A 16,407-nucleotide genomic window follows, 5' to 3' on the forward strand; every position below is an offset into this window, starting at 1 on the left:
TGAGGATGAAAATGGAATGGTCCTTTTCCCCCTTGTGGACACCCGTTGAACAGCCGCATTTCGGACACCCGATCTGTTTCATACTTCAACGGACAAAGGAGAAAGCATGTCCACAACTGTCAGCAATGGTTTTGTAACCCAATATGTTGAGATGGTGCACCAGGCGTATCAGGCCCATGGCTCCAAAATGCGTCAGACCGTCCGGCTCCAGACCGAAGTCGAAGGCTCCAAGTGCGTCTTCCAGAAGGTCGGCAAGGGCGCGGCAGGCAAAAAGACCCGTCACGGTAATGTGCCGCTCATGAACCTCAACCACTCGAATGTCTCCTGTACTCTCTCTGACTGGTACGCCGCCGAGTACATCGACAAACTCGACGAACTCAAGGACAAGAGCGACGAAAAACAGGTGGCCGCCGATGCTGGAGCCTGGGCGCTCGGACGCAAGATCGACGAACTCATCATCACCAAGCTCGACGGAGCCACCAACGTGGTCGCCGAAGCCGCCACCGGCCTGACCAAGGACAAGATCCTCCAGGCATTCGGTACCCTCAACGCCAACGACGTACCTGATGACGGCAATCGCTTTGCCGTGGTCGGCCCCCACCAATGGAATGAGCTGCTCAACATCCAGGAGTTCAAATCCAGCGACTACGCAGGCGACCAGTATGCCTGGCTCAAAGGCACCGAATCCCGCACCTGGTTGGGCATCACCTGGATGTTCCACACCGGACTGCCTGTCGAGGACGGCATCCGCAAGTGTTTTGTTTACCACCGCAACGCCGCGGGTCTGGCCGAAGGCCAGAAAATCCAGGCGTTCGTCGACTGGGTGCCGGAAAAGGCCGCCCACTTGGTGGACCACATGCTCAGCGCAGGGGCCTGCCTCATCGACGGCGACGGCATTGTTGAAATCCAGTGCGACGACGATGCAGTCATCCTCTAATCGGACATTGAAATAAGGAGAAAAGACAATGGCATATACCAGTGAAGACATGCGGCTCATGGGTGGCGTACCCGGCCAGCAGCTGTTCCTCTACCGCTCCGAAGACGCCATCAGCACTGTGACCGCAGGCGGTTACTTTGACGAGGCTGTCGACGACTACACGCTGGACACCGGCGACATCATCATCGCCTGCACCGGCATCAACAGGGCAGAGGCCGTCGACATGGTGGTCGCCACCAACACCGACGGCAGCGTGAGCGTGGTCAGCAGCACGTAGCGCCGCCCTTTATAATAAGGAATATGTGGCAGGGGTCTCCGAAGGAGACCCCTTTGTCGTCAAAATTCCAATGTCAGCCCTGATCCTGCTTCCAAAACCGGACATTTCCGGGCCAGGGCGATCTTGGCAGCCAGATCCGTACAATGACAGGCGTACAGCTTCTCGAGATTGAGCGCGGCCAGATAATCCGTGGTCGGATCGAGGCGTTCAGGTTTGGCCTCCTGCAGGTGGAAACCGCCGAGCACAGTGTTGACCTCATCAATGCCCGTAACCTTTTTGGCTTTCTCAATGGTGTTGCAGATGCCCACATGCGCGCACCCGGCAATGACCACAAGCCCCTTGTCCGAGACATAGGCCAGCCCCGTATCATCAGGGATGTTATCCGGAACCGGTCCTCCCGGCTCCATGCGTTCACCGATGGAGGCCACAGGCTCAAAGTCCACTACACGCTCAACCTCACCCAGAAAGACCAGTTTCTCTGTCAGCCAATAAGGCTCTGAGCTGATGGTCATGGCGAACTGACTGGCCAGCTTGTCCTCGGCAAGGAGCATACCGGTCTGCAAGGCATCCTTGCGATTTCTGGAGGCAAACACCTTGGGGTGCGCCAGCATCTTGGGCCAGGAGTGCGGCATTTTGTGCGTAGCGGCCTCATAATAATAACGAATGAGTACGTCCAGCCCCCAGGTATGATCAAAGTGACCATGGGAAAGCGCGACCCAATTCAGATGGAGCAGGTCAATTCCCTTGCGTTGGGCGTTCTTCAGAAAAGCATCCGAGTACCCCGCGTCAAAGAGAATATCCTTACCCTCGTCCTGAATGAACATGGACAAGGCCGGTTCGGCCAGAAACATCGTGCCGGTGCGAGATGAGTTATCAACCAGAAAAGTAAGTTCCATGGAGCCTCCTGAGTTGCCACTGGAATGGGTAGACAAAATACCCTATGCTCTTGCCATGACACTCCGCAAGATCCTATTCCTTTTTACCCTCGTGGCGATACTGGCTTTCCTGCCAATGCAGGTCAAGGCCCAGAACGTCAATTTCATCAAGATCATAGATGGCGACTCCCTGCTCGTCGAAGCCGGGGGCCGATCTCTCGAAGTCCGGCTCATCGGGGTGGACGCACCGGAATTCCGACAGGAATACGGACGCGAAGCCAAGGAGTTCTCCCTGCGATTCTGCTTTGGACAGAAGCTGCGCCTTGAATTCGACAAGGACCTGCTCGATCGATACGGTCGCGTGCTTGCCTACGTCTACAAGGGTGACGAAATGCTCAACCAGGCAATCATCAAGGCCGGCCTCGCCATTGCGGTCAATGTCAAGCCCAACTCCAGGTATTACTCTCGGTTCAAGGCGACCGAAAAACAGGCCAGAAAGAACAAACACGGTTTCTGGCTCAAAGGGGGCCTCGACATGACCCCGGCCCAGTGGCGCAGGAAGAACAAAAAGAGGAAATGACCTCTCGCGTCACACAAGGATCTCCTGGAAGCGGCTCCATGTGCCATCAGTAAGAAAAAAGGCGCACCCTGCTTGAAACAGGATGCGCCGATCAGGCTGTTTTTCTGTACTCAATCACCAACCGGTCGGCAGATGCCCCCTGTCCAAACAGGGCTTCCCTACCCAAGCGCCTTGGCGAATTCGGCCATGATGATGGCTCCGGCCTGAGCCACGTTGAGCGAGTCAAACTCCCGCAAAAACGGAATATGCAGGGATTCATGGCAGAGCTTTGCCACGCCGGGACGGATCCCTTTTTCTTCATTGCCGAGAATAAGCACGGCGGGTGCTTGCAGTTTGGCTTTGTAGATATCCTGTGAATCCGAGCTCATGCGAGCGGCATACAGAGTATAATCGTAATTGATGGCGTCTTTCATGGCCGTGGCGAGGTTACCGGCCTTGGCCACGGGCAGCTTGGTGAGCGCACCGGCCGAGGAGCGGACAGCGCCGGCACCGAGGTAGGCTCCGTGATGCTGACAGACAATGAGTCCTGCCCCGCCAAGCGCATACACGGTCCGGGCGAGCACGCCCACATTGCCGGTATCCTGAACCTGATCGAGTGCCACAATAAGGGGCACCGGAGCCTCGGCCGCGTCCTCAAGCAATTGGGTCAGCGGCGTGTACTCAAGGGCAGCGCAACGGGCGGCAATGCCTTGATGGTTTCCACGATACATATAGTCGAGATCCTGAGGCGTCACGGATTTATGCGGCACTTTCTGTACCCGACACAATTCGATTATTTCTTCCATGGCCGCATCACGGCGTCCCTTGCGGAAGGCGACAAAGTCGACTTTCTGTGGGCTTTCCAACAACAGTTCTTTGACCGGCTTGTTCCCAACTACGTAAATTTTCCCGTCTTTTTTATTCCGGTCATTGTTTTGCATCTGTTCTTTTCCTGTTAGACGTTGGCACAAGTTGCACATGTTTGCGTTTGCCGAGGCGACTATGTAGGGCTTTTACTCTGCTATTGCAATCCAAGGCAAGGTGGGATAGCAGATAATCACACGCCCCTACTTGAGTCCAGATTTTTTCTAGACTTCCCGTCTTCAAAATAATCTGATAATGGAGTGTGGAATTTGGAGGGAAATTTGAAAGTATTCAAATATGTATATTTATTCGCTTTGACCATTTTGGTTGCGAGTTTCGCGGTCGGTTGTACAACCACGTCAAAAAACACGCCGGTTGCATCAGCCCCGCCTGTAGTGGTGGAGGAAGAAGTCCCGATTGTGGCTGAGAGTCAGGTCCCGGAGGATGGCGAAGCGCTTGATCCCGAGATCGAGGCCACCCCGGAGGTGACCCCGGAAGAGGATCTGACTCAGGCGGAACAAGCGGTTTTGAATGCGCGCTTTGGTCTGCTTTTCGACCTGCCGCCGCATGAAACCAAGGATGTCGAACTCTTCTTTACCTACTACAACCACAAAGCTCGCAAAACAATGGTGCGTTGGTTGGAACGGTCACAACCTTTTCTCCCCTATGTACGCCGCGTGTTCACGCAGTACGGCCTGCCGCAGGACCTGGTCCTGCTGCCTTTTGTCGAGTCCGGCTACAATGTCCAGGCCTACTCCTGGGCCGGCGCCGGTGGCATGTGGCAGTTCATGAAAGGCACGGGACGGCTCTACGGCCTCAAATCAGACTGGTGGATCGACGAACGGCGCGACCCCTTCAAGTCCACAGACGCAGCCGCCCGCCATCTGCGTGATCTGTACGAGCAGTTCGGCGACTGGTATCTCGCCCTGGCCGCGTACAATGCCGGCTCAGGCAAGATTTCCCGCGCGTTGAAATCCGCCAAGTGCGATGATTTCTTTGAACTGACCGAGCGCAACCGCAAACTTTCCCGACGCATTCGTCTCAAGACAGAGACCAAGCACTACGTCCCCAAATTCATCGCCATCTCCAAGATTTTCCAGAACCTTGATACGCTGGGCTTTGAACCGGTGTCCTGGGATATGGAAGAGGAAGTGATTCCGGTCAAGGTGCCGGGTGGTACGGACCTCCTTGCCCTGGCCCGTGCCGGTGGCTTGAGCTGGAGCGAATTCCACAAGTACAACCCGGCGTTCCGTCGTCAGGTCAGCCCGCCGCACATGGAAGCGGCAGCCTATCTGCCAGTGGAAAAAGCCGACAAAATGATCGCCTATCTGGCCAATCCCGGCTCCAGGCCGTATGCCGGATACACTCGCTACCGGATTCGCTCTGGCGACTCCTGGTGGCGTATCTCACGGCGTTACAACGTGCCAACCTCCGTACTGAAAAAAGTAAACAACACACGATCCAATACGCTGCGCCCCGGTCATTACGTGATGATCCCCGGCAATTCTTCCGGCCGTTCCGTGGCAGCCGGGTCCTCGACCCGCTCCTCTTCCACTGCCAAGACCCGCGCCATTGCCGTTCAACGCGGTAATTACAAGGTCCGGTCCGGTGACACGCTGTGGTCCATCTCCCAGCGGTTCGGCACCACCGTCAATACGCTGAAACGAGCCAACGGACTGCATTCCAACCGCCTCAAACTCGGCCAGAAGCTCTACATTCCCAACAGCTCCAGCAAGGCCACCAAGGCGGCTGCCAAAAAGGCCGGACAGGTCAAGGCCCAGCTCGTACACTACAAGGTGCGGCGCGGTGACAATCTAATCTCCATCTCCCGCAAGTTCGGCGTCAAGGTCTCCGACCTGCAACGCTGGAACTCCCTCAACTCCCGAGGAACCATCTACGCAGGCCAGAAACTCAAGGTCTACGTCCAGTAATAGTACTGACAACACAAATTAAAACCACCCTGTAAGCCAAGCTTACAGGGTGATTTTTTGTTGCCTCCGGCGGCTGGGGAGAAGGGAGAGAAAACCTTTTGAAAAAGGCTTTCTCTCCCTTCTCCCCAGACCCCTCATCCCTCTCTTTCCAAAACTTTATGGTACCGCTTCGCGGGAGCAGGCCCAAGGCATGCCATCAATTTCCATGAAGGAGACTGAAGAGCACAAACTCAGTAAGAATTTGGAGAAGAGAACCAGATAAAGCCAAGGATAGAGGCATGGGAGAGTGATACAGGTGCAAAGCGCAAGGCTGGAAGAGAACCACAGCGTATCCCAATACGCGAGGACGCTCTTCAGCCGCAGCGACGAAATAGATACGCCGCTATCCCAAACTGAACTCTATGAAAACGAATACCTCCCCCCTCTTTATTCTTCAGGGTGGAAGCGAGGCTTGGGAGAGTGGTGCAGATACAAAGCGCAAGGCTGAAAGAGAACCGCAGCGTATCCCAATACGCGAGGACGCTCTTCAGCCGCAGCGACGAAGTAGATACGCCGCTATCCCAAACTGAACTCTATGAAAACGAATACCTCCCCCCTCTTTATTCTTCAGGGTGGAAGCGAGGCTTGGGAGAGTGGTGCAGATACAAAGCGCAAGGCTGAAAGAGAACCGCAGCGTATCCCAATACGCGAGGACGCTCTTCAGCCGCAGCGACGAAGTAGATACGCCGCTATCCCAAACTGAACTCTATGAAAACGAATACCTCCCCCCTCTTTATTCTTCAGGGTGGAAGCGAGGCTTGGGAGAGTGGTGCAGATACAAGGCGCAAGGCTGAAAGAGAACCGCAGCGTATCCCAATACGCGAGGACGCTCTTCAGCCGCAGCAACGCAGTATATGCGCCGCTATCGCAAGTCTCGCTAGAGCATGTCTGCGCCGCTGAGCACCGCTACAAATCGCTTGAAAACGTTCATGTCGACATTGTCGCGCATATCGTCGCGGATAAGAGAAAGCGCCTCATAAGGCTCCATGGCTTCAGCATAGGGACGCTGGGAAGTCAAAGCGTCATAGATATCGGCCAGGGAAACGATACGAACCGGACTGGGAAGGCTGTCGTTCCTGAGTCCGGACGGATAGCCGGAGCCATCAATCTTTTCGTGGTGGAAGAGAATGCAGTTGACGGTATTCTGGGTCATGGGCAGGTGTGCGCACATGGAAACACCGTGAACAGGGTGTTCCTTGATTATCTCCCGTTCGGCCTGCGTCAGCGGTCCCCGCTTATTCAGAATCCGTTTGGGAATTTTGGCTTTGCCGACATCGTGCAGCAGAGCGCCCAGCCCGTACTCGAATATTTCCTGATCCCCCATGTCGTAGGTATGGAACACCGCCACGGAATACACGAAGACATGCATGCAGTGGGTATAGGTCTTATAGTCATGGGAGATGAACGGCCCCAGGGCGGACAGGCTGTTATCCACTGACAGAAAATTTATGGAATTCTTGACGATATCAGTGATGCGATCAAAATGACGAGCGCGCATTCCGCTGGGGAGCTTCTTGTCGAACACATCCTGCATGACCATGGTGGAGGCCTCGTAAAACGCCTTGGTGCGGCTTTCCAGAGGCATGGACTCATCCATGAGAATCTTGCCGAGGTTCTGCTCAACGTATCGCTGGTACTGCTGTTTTTCAGAACCCTGGATATAAATATCCTTGATGCCGTTCTTTTCGAGGAAGTGGAGATGCTGGGAGGTGAACTTCTGGCCCGAAGCGGTATAGAGCACGAAGTCCCCTCTGTGCCAGAGGTAGACTGAAAAGTCTCCCAAAGCCTCCGGAAAAAGCATTATCGGAGGAACGGAGAAATAGGATACCGGCCGAGCGGCACTAATGTTTGTACCCATCGACGCAATACATATAATAATCAAATGAGGAATGCTAGCAAAAATCTTGAATTACTCTAGAAAAGCTAACAATGGAGGGGTATTCCAGATTTTCGAATATGGTATAATAGGTAAAATCAACGGATTACATATCAGGCTATCCCGGAAAAAGACGCGCCAGGGCTTCTTCGATTTTCTCCATCTCAACCGGCTTGGCTATGTAGTCGGTCATTCCGCTGCCCAAAAAGGCATCCCTGTCACCGACCATGGCATGGGCGGTCATGGCAATGATGGGGATATAGGGGTTCAGGGTTGATTCAGGATCAGAGGCCCGGATGATTTCCGTGGCTTCAACCCCGTTCATGCCGGGCATCTGAATATCCATGAACACCGCATCAAAGACATGATTCTGCAACAGCTCGATCGCTTCCTGTCCGTTGCAGGCGGTTTTGGTTACATGCCCCAGTTTGCCGAGCATGCTTACCGCCATATGCCGGTTAATCCGGTTGTCTTCCACCACCAGCAGCTTGAGCCCACTCTGAGCCGATTTGGTGGTAGCCGCATGATTTTCGATTGCCCGGTGAACGCCTCCCACAAGCAACACCATGGACAAAAACACGGTGGTGCCTTTTCCCATCTCGCTTTCAATGGTCAGCGAGCCGCCAAGGAGTTCGGTCAGCCGCTTGACGATACCAAGCCCAAGCCCTGTACCCTGATGCCGCCGAATGGAAGAGCCATCCACCTGGGTAAAAGGCTCAAACACATGGTCGACCATATCGTCAGGTATCCCGATCCCTGTGTCTTCAATGGCAAACAGAATACGCATCCTTCCCTGCTCCATGTCCAGATTCAGCGGATGAATATGGACACAGACACGCCCTGTGTCGGTAAACTTGAGTCCATTTCCCACCAGATTGAACAGAATCTGCTTGATCCGGCTTTTACCGCCAATGAGAATGGAAGGCACTTCCGGGCTGACAGAGCAGAGCAGTTCGACGCCCTTATCCGAGGCAGGGCTCTTGAAGGCGTCAAGGATATCGTGAACAAGGGCTGCCGGACTGAAGGGTTCTTTTATGATTTCAATCCGGCCCGCCTCGATCTTGGAAAAATCAAGGATATCGTTGATGATGGAAAGCAGCGTCTGGCCGGAAGCAAGGGCGGTCTCGACATAGTCGATCTGCTCTTCCGTGAGATCGGTCCGCCGGATCAGTTGCAACATGCCCAGCACACCGTTCAGGGGGGTCCTGACCTCGTGGCTCATGTTGGCAAGAAATTCGTTCTTCGACTGGTTGGCGGTCTCTGCCAGCTCCTTGGCCTTTCTCAGATGCAGCTCAAACTCCTTGCGTTCGATGGCCAGGGCGATCTGCTCAGACAGGGCGACCAGCATGGTGACGTCACGCCCGCTGAACGCCAGGAAATCTGAATAGGATTGAACCGCCATGATGCCAACCACATCGCCTCGTATCTTCAGGGGGACACCTATCCAGATGATTGAACTTGAGCCAACCGGACACGTGACTTTTACGCCCTTCATGCGCATGAAGTCCGACTGGGTCATGAATCGTATGCCTTGATCGGTAAAATCCTTCTCATGCACATTCTTGTCGCCAACGACGAGCGGCTGACCGGACCGTATGACTTCCACGGATTTACTGGCCGTGTCTGCATCGTAGATATTGATCACTTTGCCCTTGAAATCATCCCTCTCGTCCTCGAAATACGTGAACTCCAGATTGACCCGGTCCTTATCGAGCAGACCGATAAAGAAATTTCGGGTCTTGATGTGATCATTGAGGATGGCGTGAATACGTCCGTACAGCTCATCAAGATCAGAGGTGAAGCTGATGGCGTTTGAAATTTCGTACAGCAGGTTTATCACGGACTGATTGTGTCGCCGCTGGGTGATATCGGAGATCGTCCAGATTATCCCCTGGCCGAGGTCATCGGGGTTCATGGCCTTGGCAAAGACCCTGACCCTGACCGTGGAGCCGTCCGGTCGTTTGATCAGGAATTCGGTCTGATGTTCGCCTTTGGTTGAGAGGGCGAACAAGCTTCTGCGTCGCATGCTCTGATACTTCTGGAGAGACGGGAAAAGCATGGAACCATCCGCGCCCACGAGTTCTTCCTGCGTATACCCCAGGATCGCGGCTCCACGTTTGTTGATGCGCTGAATGACATTGTCGACGATAAGCCCTGTGCCCACACGGGTGTTGCGTTCGATGACCTGGATTTTATCCAGGGATTGCTTGAGATCGTTTTCAGACCGTATCCTTTCCGTGATATCGAGCATGGAAACAATGGACTGCGTGCTATCAGGCAGCACATCCAACTGAAAATGAACGTGCCGCTTCTGTCCCGCCTTTGTAATGAAACGAAACTCGCACGCGACACGACTTTTGTCCTTGCTGAGCCGGCGTTTCTGATAATATTCAAGGACCCGCGGCAAATCCTCTTCCGCCACAAACTCCGTCCAGGAGATGATGCCTTCGATATATTTGAGGTTGGCACCATACAGATTGGCAAATTGCCTGTTGGCCTTGGAAATAATGGAATTTTCTTCAATGATTATGGTGGCCGCTCCAGTGGACTCGAACACCCTGCTGTACCGTCTTTCGCTCTTGATAAGCGCCTTCTTCGTCTCCAGACTGTCGGTTATATCTGTGACCACACCCACAATGCCTGCGGTTTTCCCCTCCAGGTCGTTGTAGAGGCTCTTCTTGATCAGGACATTGCGCTTCTTTCCCCCCAGATGGGTAACCGTTGAATATTCCTGCACCCCCCCCTGCTTCAGGAGCTTCTGGTCCATGCGCTCATACAGGACACTCTCCTCCTCGGGCAGGCATTCTTTGGCCCGCTTACCGATAAACGCTTCTTTGGGGATGTTGATGAATTTTTCAAAGGCCTTGTTGCAGCCGAGGTATCGACCCTGAACATCCTTGTAAAAGACCTGATTGGGAGCGGAGTCGATAATGGTCTGGATAAGGTCCAACTGTGTCTTGAGAAACGTCTTTGCCTGGGCACACTTCTCCTTCTCCTGTTTCGCGATCCTCCGGGCTACCCTCTCAAGGGACTCATCCAGTCCAGAGAGCACCTCCTGATCCTTCACAAGGAAATCCCAGGCTCCATGACTCATGGCCCAGACCACGTCCTTGATCGCGCTGTTTCCGGCAGTGATGACAATCGGTACGTCCCCAATCCGGGCGACCAGTTCCGGCAACAGGGCAGAGCCGTCCGTACCGGATATCTGAAGATCCAACAGGACGATATCAGGATGTTTCGAAAGGAAAGAATCCATGCCTGAAGGGCCGTCTCCCGCATTGAGCACAGTATGCCCGCACCCGGTCAGGTGGATGGTCATCAACTCATTTACAGCCGGGTCATCGTCGATGATGAGTACACGCGACACAGTTCAATCCTTCTGAATACATTTCCTACAGACAAAAGAATGCATACATTATCACGGCATTCAATCTCTGTCCACGATGCCTTGTGTGAAAGCAATGAACGCGCTAGGGTTCCCTAAGACCCAATCCAATCAGGAGATACAATGAAAACGACGATAGCTGCCGCTCTCTTTATTTTGATACTGCTCACATCCCAAGCGCAGGCACAGGAGCCACTGGTTTTTGCTGCCGACCGGGACTACGCCCCCTACTCGATGATCATTGACGGCCGTCAGGCAGGTATTGATATGGAGGTCCTCATGGAAGCGGCCCACCGTGCACAGTTGCAGATCAAATTCCAATTCACATCCTGGGAAGAGTTGCTGGACATGGTGAAAGAAGGTGAAATTGATGGTGCCGTGTCCCTCTTTGCAAGCACGGAACGGGAAAAGACCGCTATCTACATGGACGCCATACCGCTACACTACAGCAGTTACGCCCTGTTCACCAAGGTGGGGCAGACCTTCACCTTCAAGACCTACAGCGACCTCAAGGGCAAGATCATCGGCAAGGTTGCCGGGATCGACCTCGGCGATGAATTCAGTGCCGCACGGACAGCCGGGACCATGGATGTCAAGGAATACCCGGATATCGCCAGCGTGATCGAAGGAGTGCTGTCCGGGGAGCTGGACGCCTTTGCAGGCAACCTCGACGTCACATTCTGGCGCTTGAAAGAAATGGGAATGACCAGCTCCATCGTCTCCCTGCCGAAACAAATCCTATCCGACAAACCGGCCTATGCGGTCCTTTCGCGTACAGGTGCCGTTGAAGACAAAAGCCTGGTCATCCAGAAACTGGAACGGGCCATGCAGGAAATGCGCAGGGATGGCACCTACAACAAGATAGCCAGACGGTACCTGTTCCGTTTTTAACCCCGGAAACGATCACCGCTCTTCCATGAGCGTAAACAACGTCTTGAGTGCTTCTTCGAGACGGGTCTGCGGTTCTGTGGAATCTTTGCCGTCCCGGCAGGAGGCTTCAACTGCGGCGGCACAACTGGCTGCCTGACCGGCTCCAATGGAGGCGCATACGGATTTGATCGTATGCGCCACCTGCTGGGCGGCCGCATCATCGCCCTCTTCAAAAGCCAGGACTATTTCATCGGCCAGCGAGGTCAGCTCCATACGCGCCGCCATCACGAAAGCGTTGAACGTATCCTGATCAACATCGAGATATTCCATCGCGTTCTCAGGCTCCCACGGCAACTCGGGGTTCACCTGTATCGCCTCTTCAGGCGTGGGGTCCGACGAGGACTCGGTTCCCTCCACAAAGGATGCGGGGGCGGGATTGGCGTCTGATCCTATGAGGTGATTGATGCTGAGCGCCAGCTCGTGGAAATCCACAGGTTTGGAGATATAATCATCCATGCCTGCGCCCAGGCTTTTCTCACGGAACTCCTTGAGCGCGTGCGCCGTAACGCCGATAATGGGTATGTTCGGGTCCGGGATGCCGCCACCTGGAATGGCCGAACGGATCGCCTTGGTGGTGGAGATGCCATCCAGCACAGGCATTTCAATATCCATGAGGATGAGATCAAACGGTTCCCGTTTGAGCAGCTCCAACACTTCCAGTCCGGTGCCTGCCACCGAATACGAATAGCCCAGATCATCGAGCTTGAGCGTGGTGACCATGACGTTCACGTCGTTGTCTTCGGCCACGAGTATATGCACCGGTCTTGTGGGAGCATCGGGCAACTTCCTTCGTTCAGCCACGGGAATCGGGCAGGAGACCCCTGGCTCGAACCAGATGTTGAAGGAGAAGGTGGACCCCACTCCCACAGCGGATTCCACCATGATCTCGCCACCCATGAGGGAGATGAGTTCCTTGCAGATGGCCAGGCCGAGGCCGGTTCCGCCGAACGCCCGCGTGGTCTGGGAAAAACTCTGGAAGACCGTATCCAAAAACTCACGGGGAATACCTATACCGGTATCCTCGACCTCGAAGGTCACCCCGATCGTCCGATTCGGATCACTGGGGCCGGTCTCAGGAGGGGCCGGGAGAACCCGGATTTCAATGGTTCCGCGATGGGTGAACTTAATGGCATTGCCCACCAGATTGACCAGTATCTGTCGCAGGGAGAGCGGATCACCGTTGACACAGGCGGGCAGCGATTCATCAATGGAGAGGCGCATCTCCAGTCCCTTCTCCCGGGCCTGCATCTTGAGTCCCTTGATAGTGGCCTGAACATGGAAAGGAAGATTGAAATCAGTGTGGTCCAATTCCAATTTCTGTGCCTCGATCTTGGACAGGTCGAGGATGTCATTGATGATGGAGAGCAGGTGCTGGGCCGAATCCTTGACCGTGCCGAGATAATCGCGCTGATCATCAGTGAGGTCGGTCTGCAGGGTGATGTCCGTCATGCCCACAATGGCATTCATGGGGGTCCTGATCTCATGGCTCATGGCAGCCAGGAATTCCGACTTGGCCCGGCTTGCCGCTTCGGCGTCTTCACGAGTGCGCACCAGGTCTTCCTGCACTCGCCGACTCTCCGTAATGTCATCCCACGCCCAGATGGCACCCTTGGTCAGGTTGGTGGGATCGACGGTCTTGACGTACAGGCGGCACCAGATGGTGGAGCCGTCCTTATGCTTGAAGGCCTGTTCCGTGTTGAACTCGCCATTGACCAACAGCGCTTTTTGCGTGGTGGAAATAAATGCCTTCTGCTCTTCCTCATTACCGATAAGAATGGTCAGATCGTCCCCGATAAGTTCGCCGGGGGTATACCCGAAAATAGCCGCCCCACGAAGGTTGATGGTCGACAGGTGCTTGTTTCTCGTCATGGCGATACCCATGAGCGTATTTTCGAGGATGGCCTCAAGCTTGGTCAGGGTCTGCCGCATGCGATTTTCCGACTCCTTGCGAACGGAGATATCACGGACGTTGGCCAAAATGGCGTCCTGTCCCTTGTACGTGATGCGGTTGAGATAGACCTCAACAATAAATTCGAACCCGTCGCCCGGGCGTTTGGCCCGCCATTCGAAGCAATGCGGAGTCCCGTTGAGGACATCGCGCCACACTGCGGACAGCCTGTATATGGAGTTATCCCGGCTTGACAGATCTTCGGCGATGGAGAGTTGTCCCAGATTCTGATCCGATTCCAGACCATACATCTTGAGCATGCGTTTGTTCCCTTCCATTATCCGACCATGCACGGTGTGAATGAAAATGGCGTCGTGCGAGGAGTCGAACACGGCCCGCAACGCCTGTTCCGAATCTTTCATCTTGCTGGTTCGATCACGGACCCGTTGCTCAAGGAATTTATGGGCACCGCGCAGACTCTTCTCTGCCATGCGCCTGCGTGAAATATTAAAGACAAGCAGCAGGATAATCACAGTCTGAAAGACTGCCAGGCCGACCCCCAGCCAGATGAACGGTCCGTGTTCCGTGTAAAAGGAACCGGGACGGTTGATAATGATACTCTCATCAGGCAGGTCCACCAGGCTGATGGAGTACTGCTTCAAGAGAGTGTAATCAAACATGGGCGTGGTCGCGCCTTCCTGCAAAACCGGAATGTCACGGGGACGGCGTCCGGCCAGAACATGGAGCGCGAGTTGAGCCATGGACTGTCCTTGACTGTAACCATTGGTGAGCAGGCCGCCGACTATGCCTTGCCCGAGATCAAAATCCACCAAGGCGTATACCGGAACCTTGGCGCGAAGCGTGACAGCGTTGGCTGCTTCGGCAATATCATAAAATCTGCCCTGTTGATCACGATTATATATTCCATAAATTATCAGTGCGTTCCTCGGCAGGGATCCGACGTCCTTCAACAACTCCGCCAGTGGCTTGTTCTCCGAATACCGGATATTGACAACCGGCTCAAAATCCTGAAGCTGCCTCTTGATCGTCTCGGCAACCGCCCGTCCGGTGGAAGTCCAGTCATTGATGATGAAGACCGTTTTCGTCTCCGGGTGAAACCGGAGCGCCCAGGCCAGGGTTCCCTTGGCGTTCTCATTTTCAGCCACCCCGGTAAACAGGGGATGCCCCTCAATGAGTTCTGGCTGAAAGTTGTTTATACCGCAGAAGACCACAGGCACCTTCGGAAACAAATCCTCATGATATCGACGCATGAATTCCAGGGCGTTGTTGTCAGTGACCATGATCAATTCTAGTTCGGTGGAACGGTATTTATGCTCGAAAACGGCCTTGAGCTGCTGCATATAGTGTTCGTTGAAATCCACCCGTTTCGTGTCCATATTTTCCACGTGCAGGACAATGCCGGTCTCGCGAGGCCTGAGCACGTCGTTCAGGCCTCGGAATATTTCTTCATTCCAGGGAAAATTCTGATGATAGGAGTTGAGCAGCAGAATTTGCTTCTTCTCGGCCGACTGTGCAGCAGAAGGCACCGCATATCCTGCCAGCACGAGAGCGGCGAGCAGCAGAATCAAAATCTTTCGTAAGCACATAAAACGTTTCATTGTGATGCCTGGTTCGGTGAGAATTACCTTTATGTATCAAATGGACAGAAAATAATAAAGCAGTGCGTCAACTTACCGGCGTCTGCTTGTAAGCTCTCTCACACCAAAGGGTGTCGTAATACGCGCGGTCATATACGGGACCTCGTTGGCCCCCACTCCGTGGACCTCGACCAGCTCTGCGGCGCCCATGGAATCCAGAACAGAGACAAGCCATTCCGGGTACGGATGGTACAGCGCCATTCCCGCCAGTCGGCATCCGAGATCAGCCATACGCCCGGCTGGATGTTCTTCAGCCTCCCATTCAATGGCATAGGGAATCAGCCCTCCGGCCAAAAGACGCCCGTCGCACGGCAGGCTGAACTGCCAACGCAGGTTTCCACGACTGAGGGTCTCTGCCCGGCCCATGGAAAGGGCGGCGCGTTGCATGAGCGCATCAATGTCATCCGTATTGACCACCCAGGCCAGAAAGCCCGATTCACGATCCAGCCGTGCGCGAACCGAAGGATCATCCAATCCGTACCAGCGGGGCGTTTCGGGAGCCGCTCCGTCAGGATTGATGGCCATGACTTCCAGAAACAACGCTTCACCCAGACGCATCAGATGGTTGTGCGTTCCCATTTTCGGGTGCACACCCCCTGGAGGCAGATCCACCCCCAGAGTCTGTTTGGCGTAAGCCAGTCCCCGGTCAATATCCGTAGCCGCTATGACAAGGTGATCAATTCGTGTGTACATGACGTCCCTGAAAAGCGTTATTTGAGCAGGCCGATTGATCCGGCGTATTCCAACCCGGCGGTGTTCTCACTGTCCCCGTACGTGTTCAGCAAATACATGGCCATGCCTCGCCACGGTGTTTCCTTATGTATGGAGGCATTCATCTCGACATAGTCCAGATACTCGAAACGAAGATGACGCATGGACTTGCTGGACGGCACGTCCACCAGCTCCAGTGCGTCCAGCGCATGGATGGATCCGAGCAGATAGGTGGTCGCCAGATTTCGCTGCAACTCTGTCCCGCCTTTCATGCAATTGTAGAAGGCCACGGTATCCTCCAGACAGGCGGGGCGGGTGTTCTCCTGAGCCAGGGCTGGCACGACCAGGATCACGAAAACAAAAGCGATTGCCAAAAGTATTCTCATATCAGACTCCCTGTTTGACGTTTGTCCGTTTCTATCACTCTTGACCTTTTCTGCAAACACCGACGCTCTTTTTTTAAAATAATACTCTTTT

Annotated in this window: 12 protein-coding genes; 5 read left to right on the forward strand and 7 right to left on the reverse strand. The window is 54.4% G+C overall.

Annotated features, from left to right (window positions below):
* The first annotated feature begins 106 nt into the window (after positions 1-106).
* Together SRBAKS_RS10925 and SRBAKS_RS10930 are read left to right on the forward strand one after the other, a co-directional pair.
* Positions 107-937, forward strand: coding sequence for a phage capsid protein (locus tag SRBAKS_RS10925; protein ID WP_229590926.1), 831 nt, complete (start codon positions 107-109; stop codon positions 935-937).
* A gap of 28 nt (positions 938-965) precedes the next feature.
* Positions 966-1,214, forward strand: a complete 249-nt coding sequence (locus SRBAKS_RS10930; RefSeq protein WP_229590927.1) for a hypothetical protein — start codon at positions 966-968, stop codon at positions 1,212-1,214.
* 59 nt (positions 1,215-1,273) lie between these two features.
* Here SRBAKS_RS10930 and SRBAKS_RS10935 read toward each other — a convergent pair whose 3' ends face one another.
* Positions 1,274-2,110, reverse strand: a complete 837-nt coding sequence (locus SRBAKS_RS10935; RefSeq protein ID WP_229590928.1) for an MBL fold metallo-hydrolase — start codon at positions 2,108-2,110, stop codon at positions 1,274-1,276.
* On the opposite strand from SRBAKS_RS10935, the gene SRBAKS_RS10940 reads away from it, so the two are divergent.
* Positions 2,109-2,669, forward strand: coding sequence for a thermonuclease family protein (locus tag SRBAKS_RS10940; protein WP_229590929.1), 561 nt, complete (start codon positions 2,109-2,111; stop codon positions 2,667-2,669). The genes SRBAKS_RS10935 and SRBAKS_RS10940 overlap by 2 nt on opposite strands.
* Positions 2,670-2,827: 158 nt before the next feature.
* Here SRBAKS_RS10940 and SRBAKS_RS10945 read toward each other — a convergent pair whose 3' ends face one another.
* Entirely contained in the window at positions 2,828-3,589 is a 762-nt protein-coding gene (locus SRBAKS_RS10945) for a TrmH family RNA methyltransferase (RefSeq protein ID WP_229590930.1), read from the reverse strand.
* A 204-nt stretch (positions 3,590-3,793) separates the two neighbouring features.
* Here SRBAKS_RS10945 and SRBAKS_RS10950 point away from each other — a divergent pair, with 204 nt between their 5' ends.
* Positions 3,794-5,443 (forward strand): LysM peptidoglycan-binding domain-containing protein, encoded by a 1,650-nt coding sequence (locus SRBAKS_RS10950; protein ID WP_229590931.1) that lies wholly within the window; start codon positions 3,794-3,796, stop codon positions 5,441-5,443.
* A 916-nt stretch (positions 5,444-6,359) separates the two neighbouring features.
* On the opposite strand, the gene SRBAKS_RS10955 is transcribed toward SRBAKS_RS10950, so the two are convergent.
* A complete protein-coding gene (locus SRBAKS_RS10955; RefSeq protein ID WP_229590932.1) occupies positions 6,360-7,223 on the reverse strand; it encodes an HD-GYP domain-containing protein in 864 nt (287 codons plus the stop codon).
* 253 nt (positions 7,224-7,476) lie between these two features.
* Positions 7,477-10,725 carry a response regulator gene (locus SRBAKS_RS10960; protein ID WP_229590933.1) on the reverse strand — a complete coding sequence of 1,083 codons (3,249 nt, stop codon included), beginning with the start codon at positions 10,723-10,725 and terminating at the stop codon, positions 7,477-7,479.
* 141 nt (positions 10,726-10,866) lie between these two features.
* On the opposite strand from SRBAKS_RS10960, the gene SRBAKS_RS10965 reads away from it, so the two are divergent.
* Positions 10,867-11,634 carry a substrate-binding periplasmic protein gene (locus SRBAKS_RS10965; RefSeq protein ID WP_229590934.1) on the forward strand — a complete coding sequence of 256 codons (768 nt, stop codon included), beginning with the start codon at positions 10,867-10,869 and terminating at the stop codon, positions 11,632-11,634.
* 12 nt (positions 11,635-11,646) lie between these two features.
* Here SRBAKS_RS10965 and SRBAKS_RS10970 read toward each other — a convergent pair whose 3' ends face one another.
* From SRBAKS_RS10970 to SRBAKS_RS10980, 3 genes are all read right to left on the reverse strand, one after another.
* Positions 11,647-15,180 carry a PAS domain S-box protein gene (locus SRBAKS_RS10970; RefSeq protein ID WP_229590935.1) on the reverse strand — a complete coding sequence of 1,178 codons (3,534 nt, stop codon included), beginning with the start codon at positions 15,178-15,180 and terminating at the stop codon, positions 11,647-11,649.
* A gap of 72 nt (positions 15,181-15,252) precedes the next feature.
* On the reverse strand, positions 15,253-15,912 hold the full coding sequence (locus tag SRBAKS_RS10975; RefSeq protein WP_229590936.1) for a VOC family protein: 660 nt from the start codon (positions 15,910-15,912) through the stop codon (positions 15,253-15,255).
* A 17-nt stretch (positions 15,913-15,929) separates the two neighbouring features.
* Positions 15,930-16,316, reverse strand: coding sequence for a hypothetical protein (locus SRBAKS_RS10980; RefSeq protein ID WP_229590937.1), 387 nt, complete (start codon positions 16,314-16,316; stop codon positions 15,930-15,932).
* Positions 16,317-16,407 lie beyond the last annotated feature (91 nt).

The organism is Pseudodesulfovibrio sediminis (genome assembly GCF_020886695.1).
Taxonomy (GTDB): Bacteria; Desulfobacterota; Desulfovibrionia; order Desulfovibrionales; family Desulfovibrionaceae; genus Pseudodesulfovibrio; species Pseudodesulfovibrio sediminis.